The organism is Micromonospora sp. H61 (assembly GCF_018070325.1).
Classification (GTDB): domain Bacteria; phylum Actinomycetota; class Actinomycetes; order Mycobacteriales; family Micromonosporaceae; genus Micromonospora; species Micromonospora salmantinae.
The window spans coordinates 1-16,701 of sequence record NZ_JAGPXY010000078.1 but is presented as its reverse complement, the minus strand read 5'-3'; the positions used below and the strand labels follow the sequence as shown (position 1 = coordinate 16,701).

Sequence of the window (16,701 nt, the reverse complement as noted above, 5' to 3'; positions counted from 1 at the left end):
GGCCCTTCGCAAGGGGGAGACGATGGTTGACACGTTACCGTCCGACGAAGAACGTCGATGTGAGCTGGATCACATGAAAGCGGGTTCTTCAATGGATAGCATCGCGGTGACCTCGACTGCAGGGAGTGGCCCATGACCAATCGGCGCGCACGCATCCTGGCGGTCGTCACACTGGCTCTCGTGTTGCCGCTGGTGGTGTTCATGGTGATCCGCCTCGACGGCGACACCGGTACGAGCGCACCGCAGCCGGTCTCCGCGCCCGCCATCTCCGCCGCGTCACCGACGGTCAGCCCCGTCCCCACCGACCTGACCGTCATCGCGCCCGGCCGTCCGGGCGAGACGGCGGCCACCCGCCCGGCGCACGAGGTCCGCGACGCCGGTCCCGCCCCGCACAACTCGCTGGACGTCTGGTTCGTCCGGATGATGATCCCGCACCACGCGCAGGCCCTGGCGATGGCGGAGCTCGCCCCCGACCGGGCCGCCGACCCCGACGTCCGGGCCATCGCCGAGCGCATCCGGGCCAGCCAGGGGCCGGAGATGGGCATGATGCGCGGCTGGCTGCAGACCCGTGGCCTCCCGGCGGAGGTGCAGGGGCACGACCACGGCACCATGCGCGGCATGCAGTCGCCAGAGGCGCTGCGGCAGCTCGCCGCGGCCCGTGGCGCGGACTTCGACAGGCTCTTCGTCCGGATGATGACCGAGCACCACCAGGGCGCCATCGAGATGGCCACCAACCTGCTCACTGTCGGCTCCGACCTGACGCTCAACGAGTTCGCCAACTCCGTCGCCACCGAGCAGACCGTCGAGATCGACCGCATGCGCGAGATCCTCGGCGGCTGACCCCCGGGCGCGGGGCGCGAGGGCCGAGCGTCGCGGCACGTACGCTGGGTGACCGTGAGACGCACAGTGTTCGGTCGCCCGCTGCGCGGCGTCGCCTTCGACGTTGCCGTCGCCGCGCTGGTGGTCCTCGTCTCCCTGGCCGCGGCGGTGAACCAGCCGGGCGGTTGGGCGGCCACGGGGGTCGGCCTGGGGATGGCGGTGGCGCTGCTGTTCCGCCGCACCCACCCGAGCGCGGTGACGGTGGCGGTCGCGGCGCTCGCCCTGATCCAGGTGATCGCCCGCTGGGGTCCGCTCATCTACGACGTGGCCGTCCTGATCGCGCTGTACAGCGTGGTGAAGTACGGCCGGCGGCTGCGCGACGGCGTACTGGCCGGCGCGGTCGCGGCCGTCGGCGTGCTGCTGGCCGCCGCACAGACTCCCAACGTCATCCAGTGGTGGGTGACCGCGCTGTGGTACGCGTTGGTCACCGGCGCGGTGTGGCTGGTCGCGCTGAACGTGCGGACCCGCCGGCTCTACGTGCTCAGCCTGGAGGAGCGGGCCACCACCCTGGAACGCGAGCGGGAGGCCGAGTCCCGGGCGGCGGTCGCCGAGGAGCGCACCCGGATCGCCCGTGAGCTGCACGACGTGGTCGCCCACAGCATGGCCGTGATGATCGTCCAGGCGGACGGGGCCCGGTTCATGCTCGACCGTGACCCCGCCCAGGCTCGCACCGCCGTCAAGGTGGTCGCGGACACCGGCCGGCAGGCGCTGGAGGAGATGCGCCGCCTGGTCGGCGTTCTGCGCGACGCCGGCCCGGCCGGTGCGGACGGTGCCGACGGGCTGGCGGTGGCGGCCGACCCCGAGCACCGACGCCTCGCGCTGGCCGAGCTGCCCGACCTGCTGGCCCGGTTCGACGACGCCGGTCTGCACGTCCGCAGCACCGTCACCGGTGCGCCACCGGCCCTGCCGCCGGGCCTGGAGCTGACCGTCTACCGGGTGGTGCAGGAGGCGTTGACCAACGCGCTCAAGCACGCCGGCGTCGGCGCCGGCGTCGAGGTCGTCCTGTCGTACACCGCCGAGGCCGTCGTGGTCCGGGTGGTCGACGACGGTCGCGGCCGCCCGCTGGTCAGCCCGGCGCCGTCCGGCGGTCACGGCCTGCTCGGCATGCGGGAGCGGGTGACGGTGTACGACGGCAGCCTCACCGCCGGCCCCCGGCTGGCCGGGGGCTGGCAGGTCGAGGTTCGGCTGCCACTACCGTCAGAGCCGACAACGGAGGTGATCGCGGCATGACGGTCCGGGTAGTGATCGTGGACGACCAGGCGCTGGTCCGCGCCGGGTTCCGGATGGTGCTGGAATCCCAGCCCGACCTGGAGGTCGTCGGGGAGGCGATCGACGGCGCCGACGCCCTGCGGGTGCTCGCCCGCACCGAGGCCGACGTGGTCGTGATGGACATCCGCATGCCCACCATGGACGGGGTGGAGGCGACCCGTCGACTCTGCGCCGAGCGGCCCGCGGGTGGCCCTCGGGTGCTGGTGCTGACCACCTTCGACACCGAGGCGGACGCGTTCGCGGCGCTGCAGGCCGGGGCGAGTGGCTTCCTGCTCAAGAACGTCCCGCCGGAGGAGTTGCTGGCCGCGATCCGGGTGGTGGCCCAGGGCGACTCGGTGGTGGCTCCGTCGATCACCCGGCGCCTGCTGGACCGGTTCGCGGGGCAGCTCGGCGCCGCCCCGAGCGCCGACCCGCGACTCGCGCAGCTCACCGAACGGGAACGGGAGGTGCTGCTGCTGGTCGCCCAGGGGCTGTCCAACGCGGAGATCGCCGCCCGGGTGCACGTGGCCGAGGCGACGGTGAAGACCCACGTCGGGCGGATCCTGGCGAAACTCCAGCTGCGCGACCGGGTCCAGGCAGTGGTCCTGGCGTACGAGAGCGGGCTGGTCACGCCCGGCGGATGACACCGCGTACGACCTGGGTCGTAGCGACCGGCGGACGCACCGCGACCCGGGGCGCACGCAGGTCGAGCGCGCAGGTGGAGATCGACAGACCGGTTCCGGCCATAGCGTCGGAGGGGTCCGATCCGCCACCTGCACCGGGAGCCCCGCATGATCCGCCTGACCCTGCGTTCGCTGCGCGCCGAGGCGCTGCGCATGCTGCTCTCGGCGCTCGCCGTCGTGCTCGGCGTCGCGTTCGTCGCCGGCACGATGATCTTCGTCGACGGGATGCGGGCCGGGGCCTACGAGCGGGCCGGCACCTTCGACCGCCACACCGACCTGGGGGTCTACACGGCCGGCCGCCAGGTGTTGCCCCCGGCACTGATCGACCGGGTGCGGGCGGTCGACGGGGTGGCCGCCGCCGCCGGTGAGCTGACCAACACCGCCGGGATCGTCGGAGCCGACGGTCGGCCGGTGCTCGGCTTCACCATGCTCGTCGCCATCCCCACCGAGGACGCGCTGCGCTCGTACGACGTGGTGGCCGGCCGGTTGCCCGACCGGGCCGGGGAGGTGGTGCTCGACGCGCCGACGGCGGCCGAGCAGGGCTTCGGGCTCGGCGCCACGGTCCGGATCGGCGCCACCGGTGGGGCGGCGCGCCCGTACACACTGGTGGGCACCGTCGACGTGGCCGGCACCGCCCGCGACGTCGGCGGTCCGTTCGTCGGCCTGGTCGGGCCGGACGCCCTGGCCCTCACCGGCGAGCGGGGTTACGGCCGGATCATGGTGGCGGCCCGACCGGGCGCCGACGTCGCGGCGCTGACCGAGAAGGTACGCGCCGTGTCCGGCGCCGAAGCCACGGTGAAGAGTCGCCAGCAGATCCTCGACGAGGCCGTGGAGGACGCGGTCCGCAACGTGGACCAGTTCCGCATGCTGCTGTTGATCTTCGTAGGGGTCGCGATCGTGGTGGCCGGCTTCGTGATCGCCAACACCTTCGCGATCGTGCTGGCCCAGCGCACCCGACGGACCGCGCTGCTGCGCCTGATCGGCGCCACCCGGGGACAGGTCTTCCGGTCCACAGTGCTGGAGTCGGCGATGCTGGGTCTGGTCGCCTCCGCGCTCGGGGTGCTGCTCGGGGTGGCCCTCGCCGCCGGGTTGCGGCTGCTGCTGTCCCGATTGGACGTGCCGGTCACCGGTGGGCTGACAGTGACCGGTTCGACAGTGCTCACCGGCCTGCTGCTGGGCACCGGGCTCACCGTGTGCGCCGCCCTGCTGCCGGCCTGGCGGGGCACACGGATCGCCCCGGTGGCCGCGCTCACCGACGCCGCGGTGCAGCCCGGCCGGGGTGCTGGTCGGGTTCGGCTGAGCATCGGCGCGGTGGTCCTCGCCGTCGGTGTGGCCGCGCTGGCCGGTGCCGCCAGCGCCGCTCAGCTTCTACTGGTGGCGGTCGGTGGGGTGCTCACCTTCTTCGGGATCGTGCTGTTCGGGCCGGTGCTCGTCCCCGCGCTGGCCCGGGTGTTCGGCTGGCCGGTTCGACGAGTGCTCGGCACCATCGGTGAACTGGCGGTCAACAACACGGTGCGCAATCCACGGCGGGTCGCCGCGACGGCCACCGCGCTGGTGATCGGTATCGGACTGGTCTCGGCGTTCATGGTCGGCGCGCGCAGCACCAAGGACGGCATCGAACGCAGCGTGGACGCCCAGATCGGAACGGACTTCGTGGTCAGCGGAATCGGTCAGGACCTGCCGGCCGCGCTCGTCAGTGAGCTCGCCTCCCGTCCCGAACTGGGTGTGGTGCACGAGCAGCGCAGCACCGTCGTCGACGACGTCGAGATCCGCGCGGCCCACCCGGCGCTGGTCGGCCGGACGCTGAGCGGAGTGCTGGCCGGGGACGCCGAGCGGGTCGGGCCGGGGCAGGTGCTGGTGCACAGCGAGTTGGCGCGGGCCCGTGGCTGGCAGGTCGGCTCCCCGGTGACCGTCAGGGGGAAGGCGTTCCGGGTGGCCGCCGTGGTGACCGACGACACCCCCGGCGGTGAGGTGCCCGCAGGTCACGTCATCGACGTGTCCGACCAGGACTTCGCCGCGCTCTTCCCCACCCGGCGTGGCTACCTGGCCGAGATCGACCCCGCCGCCGGGGTGAGCCCCGAGCGGGCCCGCGACGCGATCACCGCGGTGCTGGGCCGCTACCCGACGGTGAACCTGATGGACCAGGGCGCCTACAAGAAGATGCTCACCGGAACTGTGGACATGCTGCTCGCCTTCGTCACCGCGCTGCTCGGTCTGGCCGTGGTGATCGCCCTGGTCGGCGTGGCGAACACCCTGAGCCTGTCGGTGGTCGAACGGACCAGGGAGAACGCCGTGCTGCGGGCGGTCGGGCTCACCCGAGGGCGGATGCGCGCGGTGCTGGCCGTCGAGGCGGTGCTGATGGCGCTGGTCGGCGCGGTGCTCGGGGTCGGGCTCGGCACCGGAGTCAGCGCGTCCACGATGGCCCTGCTGGACCGCCTCGGCGGCGACTTCCACGTGGTGCTGCCGCTCGGCCAGCTCGGGCTGATCCTCGGTGTCGCGGTGCTCGCCGCACTGCTCGCCTCGGTGCTGCCGGCCCGCCGGGCGCTGTCCCGCCCGGTCGTCGAGGCGCTCGCCGACCAGTGACCTGGTCGCGGCCGGACCGGCCGGGTCCGACCCCGCCGACCGGACGGACATCCGCTGGCCGGTCCCGCCGTCTTCCCCGGCGGCGGGACCGGCCAGCGGTGCCGGGTCTACAGGCGCTCGACCATCGGGCCGACGCACCGGTTGCGGGTGTCAAAGACGTAGCGGGCGTGCCTGACCACGAGGTCGTAGTCGAAGGCGTCATGGTCGGTGACCACCACCACCGCGTCGGCCGCGCGCACCTCACGCTCGCTGAGCCCGACCACTGTGATCCCGGCGGGGATCTGGTGCGCCTCGGCGTACGGCTCGACGGCGTGCACCTCGGCGCCGAGGGCCTGCAACCGACGGGCCACGTCCACGGCGGGGGAGTCGCGCATGTCGCCGGTGTTCTTCTTGTACGCCAGACCGAGCAGCAGCAGTCGGGCGCCGCTGACAGCCCGACCGTCCCGGTTCAGCCCTCCCATGATCCGCTGCGCGACGTGTTCGGGCATCTCGTGGTTGACGTCGTTGGCCAGCTCGATGAACCGGAACTGCCGACCGAGGCGGCGCTTGACCTGCCAGGACAGGTAGCACGGGTCGATCGGCAGGCAGTGCCCGCCGACGCCGGGGCCGGGCCGGAACGGCATGAAGCCGAACGGTTTGGTCGAGGCGGCGTCGATCGCCTGCCAGACGTCGATGTCGAGGTGGTGCGAGAGCATGGTCAGCTCGTTGATCAGCGCGATGTTGACCTGGCGGAAGGTGTTCTCGATCAGCTTGGTCAGCTCGGCGACGCGGGTGGAGTCCACCGGCACGGTGCGTTCCACGAGGCGCTGGTAGAACCCGTCCACCCGGGCCAGCGCCGCCGGGTCCACACCGGAGACCACCTTAGGGGTGTTTTCCAGGCGCCAGTTCGGGTTGCCCGGGTCGATCCGCTCGGGGCTGTAGCCGAGGTGGAAGTCACCGGGGCTGGTCAGGCCGCTGGCCGACTCCAACAGAGGACGCAGCAGTTCCTCGGTGGTGCCCGGGTAGGTGGTCGATTCCAGGATCACCGTGCAGCCCGGGCGTACGTACGGGCCGATACCGATGCCGGCCTGCTCGACGAAGCTCAGGTCCGGGGTCCCGTCGCGCAGCGGGGTCGGCACCGTGATGACGCAGATGTCGAACCCGTCAGCATCGGTGTACTCAGTGCTGGGGTGGTAGCGGCCGCTGCCCAACGCGCGGCCCAGCCGGTCGGCCGGAATGTCCTCGACGAACGACTCGCCGGAGGCGAGACGCTTCACCCGGTCGGCATCGACGTCGAGACCGACCACGTCCAGCCCCGCCTCGACGGCCCGCATGGCCAGCGGCAGTCCGACGTACCCCTGACCGATCACGACCAGCTTTTCAGCGCTCACCCAGGCTCCCGCAGCAGATGGTGTAAATAGCCTGCTGAGAGCCTAGAGGCGTCTTCGGCGTCGTAAGTCCGTTTTGGGGATATCGGTGCTGGTGAGACTGGAGGGGGATCGGCGACAGCGGTCGGCTCAACCGTCCGCCGGCACCTCCGGCTCGAGCGGCGGGCTGGAGGTGGCGGGTGGATCAGGAGGCGCGCTGGTCGTCGGCGGCGCGGCCGTCGTGGGTGCCGCGCTGGTAGGCGGCGCCGTGGTGACGCCCGCCGTCGGCGTCGGCGAGTTGGCGGTCTGACTCGGCTGCACACTCGGCGTGACGGAGAGCGAGGCCGACGGGGAGTTGCCGGGGACGTGCGGCCGGTCCGGCCGGCCCGGCTCGACGCTGGTGATCTGCTCGTTCGCCGCGGGCAGGTCGACGGGACCGCTCGGCGCGGCCGTCGGCGAGGTGGCCGGCAGATTGACCGCCGGGTCCTCGATGTTGCGCGTCGCGGCCAGCGCCGCGCCGAGCCCGACCAGCGCGACCAGCATCGCCGCCGCCGCGCCGACGAGCGGACCCCGCCGTCGCTGGCGCCCGTCCGCCACCGCCGCGCCGGCCGGCACGTCCGTGCGGGTGCCCGGCCCAGCGTCGCGCAGCGCGACCGGCCCGGCCATCGCCGTCGGCGGCTCGCCGCCGGTGACCGCCGTCCGAGCGGCCTCGGCCATCGCCGCTCCGCTGGTGAACCGCTCCAGCGGATCCTTGGCCAGGGCCCGCGACACCAGGGCGCGGACCGCCTCCGGAATGTCGTGCGACAGCTCCGGCGGCTCGTCGTCCAGGTGCCGCACGGCGACCTGGAGCGGATTGTCACCGGTGAACGGCGGACTGCCGGTCAGACAGCAGTAGGTGACAGCGCCCAGGGCGTAGATGTCGGTGGCACCGCTGACCGGCCGACCGGCGGCCTGCTCGGGAGCCATGTAGAGGGCGGTGCCCGGCACCGCGTTGGTGCTGGTGATGCTGGTGATGTCGGTGGAGCGGGCCACGCCGAAGTCCACCAGGACGACGGTGCCGTCCTCCTGCACCAGCAGGTTGCTGGGCTTGACGTCGCGATGCACGATGCCGCCGCGGTGCGCCGCGTTGAGCGCCGCGGCCGCCTGGGCCACGATCGACATCGTCTCGGCCACGTCGAGCCGTCCGGCCGCCTCGATCCGCTTGGACAACGGCTCGCCGGCGACGAACTCCATGACGAGGTAGTCCGCCCGCCCCCCGTCGGGGAGGTCGTCCGCACCGCAGTCGAAGACCTGCACGATGCCGGGGTGCCGCAGCGCCGCCATGATCCGGGCCTCGGCGCGGAACCGGGCGATGAAATCGGGATCGGAGACCAGCGCCGGCAGGAGAACCTTGACCGCGACCTGTCGGCCGAGGATCAGGTCGGAGGCACGCCAAACGTCGCCCATGCCGCCCGTGGCGACACGTTCGTCCAAGCGGTAGCGACCGCTGAGCACGACCTCCGATGACAACACCGCATTACCGTACCTAGAGTGGCGCGGGGGGCGCGCCGCGGCAGGGCCGCCGGGCGGCTGGTTCAGACTGGCTGATCCGGCCTGACCTGTGTGGACGCTCGCTCTTCGTGACGCTGCGGATGTGTGGTGTCACAAAAAGCGACTATTTCCGTCGCTCGGGTCGTCGGCGGTGGCCAGAATCCGCCTCCAGGCACGGTTGGCGTCTGCTGCGTACCGGCCGTTACGGCGACGCGCCGTCGGGCCGGGTTGATAATTGTCACTCTTCCGTGACACGACGCCGACTTGTCGCGTCGCGAGCCCCCTCCTAGCGTTAGCCCGGCTCGGGCCCTCCCGGCTACCTCGGCGCGCAGCGCGCCGATCGACCACCCTGGCGTTGGCCCCCGGACACGCCGCCCCGACAATCGTTGTCGCGGGCACAATCAGAGCGGTGGAGGGCGGTGTGGTGCTGGTGCTGATCGGGCGGACGACTCGTGCCGCGTGGCGTGCGCCAGCCCGGTTGGTCGGGCCGACACGCCCCGAACGATGCGTGGGCCGCGGATGACCGCCGACCTGTCGGAGGTGGTGACCGCCGCGCAGGCCGGGGACGAGGAGGCGTTCCGCTTCCTCTACCGCAGCCTCCAGCCCGGGCTGCTGCGATACCTGACCGCGCTCGTCGGCGCCGACGCCGAGGACGTCGCCTCCGAGACCTGGCTCCAGATCTCCCGTGACCTGCCCGGCTTCACCGGGGGCGAGTTCCGGGCCTGGGCGGTCACCATCGCCCGTAACCGCGCGATGGACCACCTGCGCCGGATGCGCCGCCGCCCCTCGCTCCCGGTCCCGGTGCAGGCGCTCGTCGAGCTCGCCAGCGACGCGGACACCGCCGAGCGAGCCAGCGAGACGATCGGTACCGAGACCGCCCTCGCGCTGATCGCCACCCTCCCGCCCCGGGAGGCCGAAGCAGTCCTGCTGCGGGCCGTGATCGGGCTGGACGCGGGATCCGCCGGCCGGGTACTGGGCCGCCGGGCCGGCGCCGTGCGGACCGCCGCTCACCGTGGCCTACGCCGGCTCGCGGTCCTGCTGGAGCGGCAGACCCCGGCCGAGTCCTCGGCCGGGGTCGAGGGGGTGCCACCGCCGCGTGCGGGCAGCGGCCCCGCCCTGCGGGCATCGCACGTCGAACCGGCGGACGGCTGACGTGAGGGGACTCCCGATGAACCCGTTCCGGCGGGCCGACCACGCCGACAGCGAGCGGCTGCTCGACTCGGCCTCCGCCCGGGGGGACGCCACCCTGGACCAGAACCCCTCCGCCGCGCGCACCGAACTGGACGCGGACTCACCTGAGGCGCACCTGAGCGCCCCGAACGTGCCCCCGGTCGAGCCGGTCGCCGCGCTGCTCGCCGCGGCTGCCGGCCCCGTCCGCCCAGGCGAGTTGGCCGGGGAGGACGCCGCGGTGGCCGCGTTCCGGGCCGCCCGGGCCAACCCGGCACCGGCTGTGCCGCAGCGGCCACGCCGTCGCCGGACGACCACCGGCGCGGTGGCCTGGATCGGCGCGGTGGCAGCCACCGCCACCGCGGGGGCCGCCTTCGCCGCGGTCACCCGGGACCGGGGGCCAGAACCGGTCGCTCCGGCACCGTCGCGCCCGTCACCCTCGACGCACCAGGGCGCATCCCGATCGAGCGAGCCCGGTCGGTCGGTGGGCACCGGCGCCCCGTCGCCGGGCGCGCCGCCGCCCGTCACCGCCACGCCGCCGGCCAGTCCCGCTACCGTCGGCGAGGTGCACGGACTGTGCCGCGCATGGCGGGCGAAGGCACCCGAGCAGCGGGAGAAGGCGCTACGCACGCCGGCCTTCCAGAAGCTGGTGACCGCTGCCGGCGGCCCCGCCGAGGTCGAGGCGTACTGCCAGCGGCTGGTACCCGAGACGAAGCCGTCCGAGCCGGCGAAGGTCACGCCCTCCGAGTCGGCGAACGGCAGGCCGTCCCCATCCGGGAACGCCCCGCCGTCACCGCCGGGACCGGGCCACCGGGCCGGCGGCTGACCGGTCGGCGGTGGGAGCGGTTTGGTTCCGCCCTGCTTCGGAAATTCGTCTGTTAGACAGAGGTTGGTGGCACCGTGCACGCCCCCGACGGTGTCGGTGGGTGGGTTTACGGTGGCACGGTGTGCCGGACCCGGCACAACGGAGAGGGGGCCCGACCCTTGGCGACGTCATCCGACCTGGACCGCAGCGCCATCCTGCGCGAGTCCGCAGCCGCAGTCCGACACCTCGCCCGGATCTGCTTCAAGACCGGCCCACCCACCCACACCGGCGTCGAACTGGAATGGACCGTGCACGACGCCGCCGATCCCGCTCGACCGGTCGACGCGACGCGACTGCGGGCGGCGCTGGGGCGGCACAGCCCCGCCACGCTGGATGCCACCAGCCCAGCCGAGCCGCTGCGACACGGCGGCATGGTCACCCTGGAGCCGGGTGGCCAGTTGGAGATCTCCACCCCGCCCCGCCCCTCGGTCGCCGCGTTGATCCGCGCCACCGAGGCCGACATCGCCCAGGTCACCGACCTGCTGGCCGCCGCCGGGCTGATCCTCGGCAGCAGCGGCATCGACCCCCACCGACGGCCCCGCCCGGTGGTGGAAACTCCCCGTTACCGCGCGATGCGCGGAGCCTTCGACCGCCACGGCCCGGCCGGCCGCACGATGATGTACAGCACCGCCGGCCTGCAGATCTGCCTCGACGCCGGTGAGCCGGACCAGGTCGCTGACCGCTGGGCCGCCGCCCACGCGGTCGGGCCCCCACTGCTCGCGGTGTTCGCCTCCGCCGCTCGACACGCCGGGCGGCGCACCGGTTGGGCCTCCGCCCGGATGGCCGCCTGGCTGGCCATCGACCCGGCTCGGACCCGCCCGGTCTGGTCGCCCTCCCGGGCTGGGGACGATCCGACCGACACCTGGATCAGCTACGTGCTCGCCGCGCCGCTGCTCTGTCTGCGCCGACTGGGCCGCGCCGCCCGGAGTGACCTTCGCCGACTGGCTCGACGGCGCGCTGCCACAACCGCCGACCACCGATGACCTCGACTACCACGTCAGCACCCTCTTTCCGCCGGTGCGCCCGCGCGGCTACCTGGAGCTGCGCTACCTGGACGCCCAACCGGGTGGCGGCTGGCGGCTGCCACTGGCGGTGCTGACCGCCCTGTTCGGTGACCCGGGCACCGTGCGCGAGGCGTACACCATCGCCACGCCGGTGGCGCACCGCTGGTCGCCCGCCGCTCGGCACGGCCTGGCCGACCCGGCGCTGGCCGCCGCCGCGGCGGCCCTGCTCGACCTGGCCCTGAGCAGCATGCCCCGACTGGAGCTGCCGGCCAGCACTCACGACGAGATCCGGCGAGGGGTACGCCAGCGGCTCGCCGCCGCAGAGAGGAGAGACCAGTGAGCGCGAGGAGTGAGCCGGGGTTGCGAGCCTCGCAGTCGCCAACGGAAGGCGGTTCAGTGAGCGCGAGGAGTGAGCCGGTTCTGCGAACCTCGCGGGCGGGCCGGGTCGACGGCGAGCAGTTGCGCGACCACATCGCTGTGGAGTTGGCGCGGGCCCGCGCCCGTACCGCGTTGCTGACCGAGGTGGTCGACGACGTCGACCTGACGCGCCAGCACTCACCGCTGATGTCGCCGTTGGTCTGGGACCTCGCCCACGTCGGTAACCAGGAGGAGCTCTGGTTGGTGCGGGACGTCGGGGGCCGGGAACCGGTCCGGTGTGACATCGACGAGTTGTACGACGCGTTCAAGCAGCCGCGCCGAGACCGCCCCGCGCTGCCCCTGTTGCCGCCCGCGGAGGCGCGCGCCTACCTGGCCACCGTTCGGGACAAGGTGCACGACCTGCTCGACGCGGTGACCTTCACCGAGCGGCCGCTGGTCGCCGACGGGTTCGCCTTCGGCATGATCGTGCAGCACGAGCAGCAGCACGACGAGACCATGCTCGCCACCCACCAGCTGCGCTCGGGGCCGGCGGTGCTGCACGCCCCGGCGCCGCCCGAGCCGTCGGTCCGGGTCGGCGCGGAGGTGCTGGTGCCGGCCGGCGAGTTCACCATGGGCACCGACACCGATCCGTGGGCGTTGGACAACGAACGTCCGGCGCACCGGGTCGACCTCCCGGCGTACGTCATCGACGCCGCCCCGGTGACCAACGGCCAGTACGCGGCCTTCATCGCCGACGGCGGCTACACGGATCAGCGCTGGTGGAGCGCGGCGGGCTGGGAGCATCGGGTTCGGGAGCAGCTCAGCGCCCCGATGCACTGGCGTTCCGACGGCGACGACTGGTCGTATCGGCGCTTCGGTCAGTGGGCGCGGGTCCGCGCCGACGAGCCGGTGGTGCACGTGTGCTGGTACGAGGCGCAGGCGTACGCGGCGTGGGCCGGCAAGCGGCTGCCGACCGAGGCGGAGTGGGAGAAGGCGGCCCGGTGGGATCCGACGACCGGGCGGTCGCGCCGTTACCCCTGGGGGGACGACGACCCGACCGAGGCGCACGCCAACCTCGACCAGCGCCATCTGCGGCCGGCGCCGGTGGGCGCGTATCCGGCCGGCGCGTCACCGTTGGGTGTGCACCAGCTCATAGGGGACGTCTGGGAGTGGACCTCGACCCCGTTCGACGGGCATCCGGGGTTCGCCGCGTTCCCCTATCGCGAATATTCGGAGGTCTTCTTCGGCGGCGACTACCGGGTGCTGCGCGGTGGCTCGTTCGGCACCGACCGCTCCGCCTGCCGGGGCACCTTCCGTAACTGGGACTATCCGATCCGCCGGCAGATCTTCAGCGGGTTCCGCTGCGCCCGGGACGCGCGACCGGACGAGTCGTACCGGTGAGTCGCCGCACGACCGGCGGCCCGGCGGCGGGCCGGGGGCGCTGATGTGTCGCCACCTGGCCTACCTGGGGCCGCCGGTCACCCTGGCCGAGCTGTTGTTCGACCCTCCGCACTCGCTGGTGCGGCAGTCCTGGGCGCCCCGTGACATGCGCGGCGGCGGCACGATCAACGCCGACGGGTTCGGTGTCGGCTGGTACCCGGGTGAGGGTGAGCCGGTGCGCTACCGACGGGCGCAGCCGATCTGGAGCGACCCGACCATCGCCCAACTGGCGGCGGTGACCCGCAGCGCGGCGGTGGTGGCGGCGGTGCGCTCGGCCACGGTCGGGATGGCGGTGCTCGACGGCGCGGCGGCGCCCTTCGCCGAGGGGCGGTGGCTGTTCAGCCACAACGGTGTGGTCCGCGGCTGGCCGGACGCCGTGGTGCCGCTCGCCGCCGGTCTGCCGGTGCGTGACCTGCTCACTCTGGACGCCACCACTGACTCGGCGCTGCTCTGGGCGCTGGTGCGGCATCGGTTGCGCGCCGGTGCCGACCCGGTCGAGGCGGTCGGGCGGACGGTGACCGACGTCTCCGCCGCCGCCCCCGGGTCGCGGCTCAACCTGCTGCTCACCGACGGGCACCGGGTGGTGGCGAGCGTGGCGGGGCACGCGTTGTCGGTCCGCGAGACACCGGGTTCGGTGCTGCTCGCCTCCGAGCCGCACGACGACGATCCCGGGTGGCGGTCGGTGCCGGAGGGGCACCTCGTCGTCGCCACCGCGGGTGAGGCGCGGGTACGCCCACTGCCGGCCCCGGTGAGCCGCGCCGGGCAGGCACGCACAGGCTGATCGAACGAAAGGAGCGAACCGATGACCGCGGAACCCCTGGAGATCTACCTCGAAGAGGGTGACCTGGAGCGTGGCCTGCGCGACGACGTCCGGGCCGGGCTGAGCGCCGGGCGGAAGTGGCTGCCGCCGAAGTGGTTCTACGACGCGCGGGGCAGCGACCTCTTCGAGGAGATCACCCGACTGCCCGAGTACTACCCGACCCGGGCCGAGCGGGCCGTGCTGGCCGCGCACGCTCCCGACATCGCGACGCTGACCGGGGCCAAGACGCTCATCGAGTTGGGCTCCGGTTCGTCGGAGAAGACCCGGCTGTTGCTGGACGCCTTCACCCGCCGCGGTGGGCTGGGCACGTTCGTCCCCCTCGACGTGTCGGTCAGTGCGCTGCGCGGGTCCACCGCCCAGATCGCGGCCGACTATCCCCGCCTGCGGGTGCGGGGCATCGTGGGGGACTTCACCCGCCAACTGGACCGGCTGCCCACCGGCGGTCGGCGGCTCGTGGTGTTCCTCGGCGGCACCATCGGCAACCTGTTGCCCGCCGAGCGGGCCGACTTCCTGACGGCGATGCGCGCCGCGCTGGAGGTCGGCGACTGGTTGTTGCTCGGCACGGACCTGGTGAAGGACCCGTCGGTGATCGTGCCGGCGTACGACGACGCCGCCGGGGTCACCGCCGAGTTCAACCGCAACGTGCTGCACGTGATCAATCGGGAGTTGGGCGCCGATTTCGACCCGGCGGCGTTCGAGCACGTCGCCGTGTGGGATCCGGACCACGAGTGGATCGAGATGCGGTTGCGGGCGACCCGGCCGATGAGCGTGCGGGTGCTGGGGCTGACAGTCGATTTCGCGGCGGGGGAGGAGCTGCGTACCGAGGTCTCGGCGAAGTTCCACCGGGAGGGGATCGCCGCGGAACTGGCCAGCGCCGGCTTCGCCACCGCGGAGTTCTGGACCGACCCGGACGCGCTCTTCGGCGTCACGCTGGCGCGGGCGCGGTGAGCCTGTCCACCCGGCTCGGCCGGGCCGGGCGGTGATCCGATAGGCTGATCACGCGAAGGGGAGTAGCCCCCAATGTCGTGGTCGACATACTGGTGCGTTCCGCATCCGGCCACGCGGCCCCGGTTTTCCCGGGGCGGGCGAGACCTTCGACTCCGGCTGTTGCAGCCGGGTCGAGGGCGCCCCTGTACCTCCTCCCGGCGTGAACGGGAAGGACGTCATGGAGGGATTTTTCGCCGCGCTGGTCGTCAGCTTCGGCGTCATCTTCGTCGCCGAGCTGGGGGACAAGTCCCAGCTGATGGCGCTGACCTTCGCCACGCGGTTCAAACCGATTCCGGTGCTGATCGGCATCACGGTCGCCACCGCGGTGGTGCACCTGGCGTCGGTCGCCATCGGCGCGGGTCTCGGGGCGGTGCTGCCGACTGAGTGGATCTCCCTGGTTGCCGGCGTGGCGTTCCTCGGGTTCGGCGCCTGGACGTTACGCGGGGACAAGCTCACCGAGGAGGAGAAGCGCAAGGCGGAGAAGACCAACAAGACCGCGCTGGTGGCGGTGTCGGTGGCGTTCTTCCTCGCCGAGCTGGGCGACAAGACGATGCTCGCCACGATCACGCTCGCCACCAAGTACGGCTGGTTCGGCACCTGGCTCGGCTCCACCATCGGCATGGTGGCCGCGGACGCGCTGGCAATCCTGGTCGGCCGGATGCTCGGCCGGCGGCTGCCGGAGAAGACCATCAAGTACGGCGCCGCGATCCTCTTCGCCATCTCCGGTCTCTGGCTGATCCTGGAAGCGGTGAATGAGCTGACCTGAGCGCCGACTAGCTGCCCGGAGGGCGGGTAACGGCCCGGGGTGGAGCCGGCCGAGTTGTTGCGCCAGGGCGACCAGGTGCTGGTTGCCGTGGTGGAGGTGGCCGGCGCGCTGGTGATCTTCGTGGGCGCGGTGTGGGCGGCGGTGCGGTTCGTTGTCGAAGGGCTGCGACACCGCAGCGCCGCCCGCTTCACGCCGATCCGGATCTCGCTGGGCCGCTTTCTGACCCTCGGCCTGGAATTCCAGCTGGCGGCCGACGTGCTGCGCACGGCGGTGTCCCCGTCGTTCACGCAGATCGGCCAACTGGCCGCGATCGCGACGATCCGAACGGCGTTGAACTACTTCCTGGGCCGCGAGATCCGTCAGGAGCAGCGTCAGGTGGCCGAGGGGGAGCGTCAATCGTGACGGGCACCCTGGTCACGGTGGTCACCGCCGTGGCGCTGGTCGCCGGAGTGCTCACCACGCTCACCACCGGGGCGCTGCGCAGCGGCGTCCGGGTACTGCTGGACCTGCTCACCGCGGCCGGCCTGCTCCGGCTTGCCGGCGAGCCGGGTTGGAACGGCCTGGCCGGCGCGGTGGCGATCATCGCCCTGCGTCAGCTGCTCGGGGCGGCGCTCAGCGGCCCACCCCCATGGTCCGGCCGACAATCCCCGGCGCGCTGCGCCGCGGACGATCACCACCTACCGTTGGCCTCGACAGGTGAAACGGGAAAAGCGGGAGGATGACCACATGAGCCGGCACGACGAACCGAACGAGTACGGCTACGCCGGCGGTGCCACCGCCCCGGAGCCGCCGCCCGGCGGTAAGGCCGATGAGCAGGATCGCGTCGAGGCGGTGGCGGTGCCGGGCGACGACCTCACCGGGCCGGCGGCCGAGGCGCTGGTCGAGGAGACCGAGGACCTGCCGCCCGCCGACCGTCGCCACTGAGCGCAAGCCCGCGCCGTTGGTGCGGCGGCGCGGCACGACGGTGACCCGCGCTCGCCGCGCCGCCCCTCGGCGCTTCGCGTCAGCCGTGGCGCGTCCGCGTTG

The 16,701-nt window shown here is 73.0% G+C and carries 17 protein-coding genes; 15 read left to right on the top strand and 2 right to left on the bottom strand.

Features of this window, described 5'->3' with window-relative positions:
- Nucleotides 1-132 precede the first annotated feature (132 nt).
- From KBX08_RS27770 to KBX08_RS27755, 4 genes are all read left to right on the top strand, one after another.
- Nucleotides 133-840 carry a DUF305 domain-containing protein gene (locus tag KBX08_RS27770; protein ID WP_210786275.1) on the top strand — a complete coding sequence of 236 codons (708 nt, stop codon included), beginning with the start codon at nucleotides 133-135 and terminating at the stop codon, nucleotides 838-840.
- A gap of 48 nt (nucleotides 841-888) precedes the next feature.
- Nucleotides 889-2,109 carry a sensor histidine kinase gene (locus KBX08_RS27765; RefSeq protein ID WP_210786274.1) on the top strand — a complete coding sequence of 407 codons (1,221 nt, stop codon included), beginning with the start codon at nucleotides 889-891 and terminating at the stop codon, nucleotides 2,107-2,109.
- A complete protein-coding gene (locus KBX08_RS27760; protein WP_091397823.1) occupies nucleotides 2,106-2,771 on the top strand; it encodes a response regulator transcription factor in 666 nt (221 codons plus the stop codon). Before KBX08_RS27765 ends, KBX08_RS27760 begins: the two co-directional genes overlap by 4 nt.
- 147 nt (nucleotides 2,772-2,918) lie before the next feature.
- On the top strand, nucleotides 2,919-5,393 hold the full coding sequence (locus KBX08_RS27755; RefSeq protein ID WP_210786273.1) for an ABC transporter permease: 2,475 nt from the start codon (nucleotides 2,919-2,921) through the stop codon (nucleotides 5,391-5,393).
- Nucleotides 5,394-5,500: 107 nt separating this feature from the next.
- Here KBX08_RS27755 and KBX08_RS27750 read toward each other — a convergent pair whose 3' ends face one another.
- Both KBX08_RS27750 and KBX08_RS27745 read right to left on the bottom strand, forming a co-directional pair.
- Nucleotides 5,501-6,763, bottom strand: a complete 1,263-nt coding sequence (locus KBX08_RS27750) for a nucleotide sugar dehydrogenase (protein ID WP_210786272.1) — start codon at nucleotides 6,761-6,763, stop codon at nucleotides 5,501-5,503.
- A gap of 126 nt (nucleotides 6,764-6,889) precedes the next feature.
- Entirely contained in the window at nucleotides 6,890-8,251 is a 1,362-nt protein-coding gene (locus tag KBX08_RS27745) for a serine/threonine-protein kinase (protein WP_210786271.1), read from the bottom strand.
- 537 nt (nucleotides 8,252-8,788) lie between these two features.
- Between KBX08_RS27745 and KBX08_RS27740 the strand changes: the two genes are divergently transcribed.
- From KBX08_RS27740 to KBX08_RS27695, 11 genes are all read left to right on the top strand, one after another.
- Nucleotides 8,789-9,421, top strand: coding sequence for an RNA polymerase sigma factor (locus KBX08_RS27740; protein ID WP_210786270.1), 633 nt, complete (start codon nucleotides 8,789-8,791; stop codon nucleotides 9,419-9,421).
- Between the two features lie 16 nt (nucleotides 9,422-9,437).
- Nucleotides 9,438-10,262: a hypothetical protein gene (locus KBX08_RS27735; protein ID WP_210786269.1), complete on the top strand. Its 825-nt coding sequence runs from the start codon at nucleotides 9,438-9,440 to the stop codon at nucleotides 10,260-10,262.
- Between the two features lie 158 nt (nucleotides 10,263-10,420).
- Nucleotides 10,421-11,284 carry a glutamate-cysteine ligase family protein gene (locus tag KBX08_RS27730; protein ID WP_247670172.1) on the top strand — a complete coding sequence of 288 codons (864 nt, stop codon included), beginning with the start codon at nucleotides 10,421-10,423 and terminating at the stop codon, nucleotides 11,282-11,284.
- A complete protein-coding gene (locus KBX08_RS34090; protein ID WP_307850667.1) occupies nucleotides 11,229-11,645 on the top strand; it encodes a glutamate-cysteine ligase family protein in 417 nt (138 codons plus the stop codon). The genes KBX08_RS27730 and KBX08_RS34090 overlap by 56 nt, the downstream gene beginning before the upstream one ends.
- Nucleotides 11,646-11,725: 80 nt before the next feature.
- Nucleotides 11,726-13,063 (top strand): ergothioneine biosynthesis protein EgtB, encoded by a 1,338-nt coding sequence (gene egtB, locus KBX08_RS27725; protein WP_210786290.1) that lies wholly within the window; start codon nucleotides 11,726-11,728, stop codon nucleotides 13,061-13,063.
- Nucleotides 13,064-13,106: 43 nt separating this feature from the next.
- Complete coding sequence (gene egtC, locus KBX08_RS27720) at nucleotides 13,107-13,883, top strand: ergothioneine biosynthesis protein EgtC (protein ID WP_210786268.1); 777 nt, start codon at nucleotides 13,107-13,109, stop codon at nucleotides 13,881-13,883.
- 21 nt (nucleotides 13,884-13,904) lie between these two features.
- Complete coding sequence (egtD, locus tag KBX08_RS27715; protein WP_210786267.1) at nucleotides 13,905-14,870, top strand: L-histidine N(alpha)-methyltransferase; 966 nt, start codon at nucleotides 13,905-13,907, stop codon at nucleotides 14,868-14,870.
- A gap of 217 nt (nucleotides 14,871-15,087) precedes the next feature.
- Nucleotides 15,088-15,675 carry a TMEM165/GDT1 family protein gene (locus tag KBX08_RS27710; protein ID WP_145785637.1) on the top strand — a complete coding sequence of 196 codons (588 nt, stop codon included), beginning with the start codon at nucleotides 15,088-15,090 and terminating at the stop codon, nucleotides 15,673-15,675.
- A gap of 39 nt (nucleotides 15,676-15,714) precedes the next feature.
- Entirely contained in the window at nucleotides 15,715-16,077 is a 363-nt protein-coding gene (locus tag KBX08_RS27705) for a DUF1622 domain-containing protein (RefSeq protein WP_210786266.1), read from the top strand.
- Nucleotides 16,074-16,397, top strand: coding sequence for a hypothetical protein (locus KBX08_RS27700; RefSeq protein WP_210786265.1), 324 nt, complete (start codon nucleotides 16,074-16,076; stop codon nucleotides 16,395-16,397). The genes KBX08_RS27705 and KBX08_RS27700 overlap by 4 nt, the downstream gene beginning before the upstream one ends.
- 4 nt (nucleotides 16,398-16,401) lie before the next feature.
- Nucleotides 16,402-16,599, top strand: coding sequence for a hypothetical protein (locus KBX08_RS27695; RefSeq protein WP_210786264.1), 198 nt, complete (start codon nucleotides 16,402-16,404; stop codon nucleotides 16,597-16,599).
- Nucleotides 16,600-16,701: the final 102 nt, after the last annotated feature.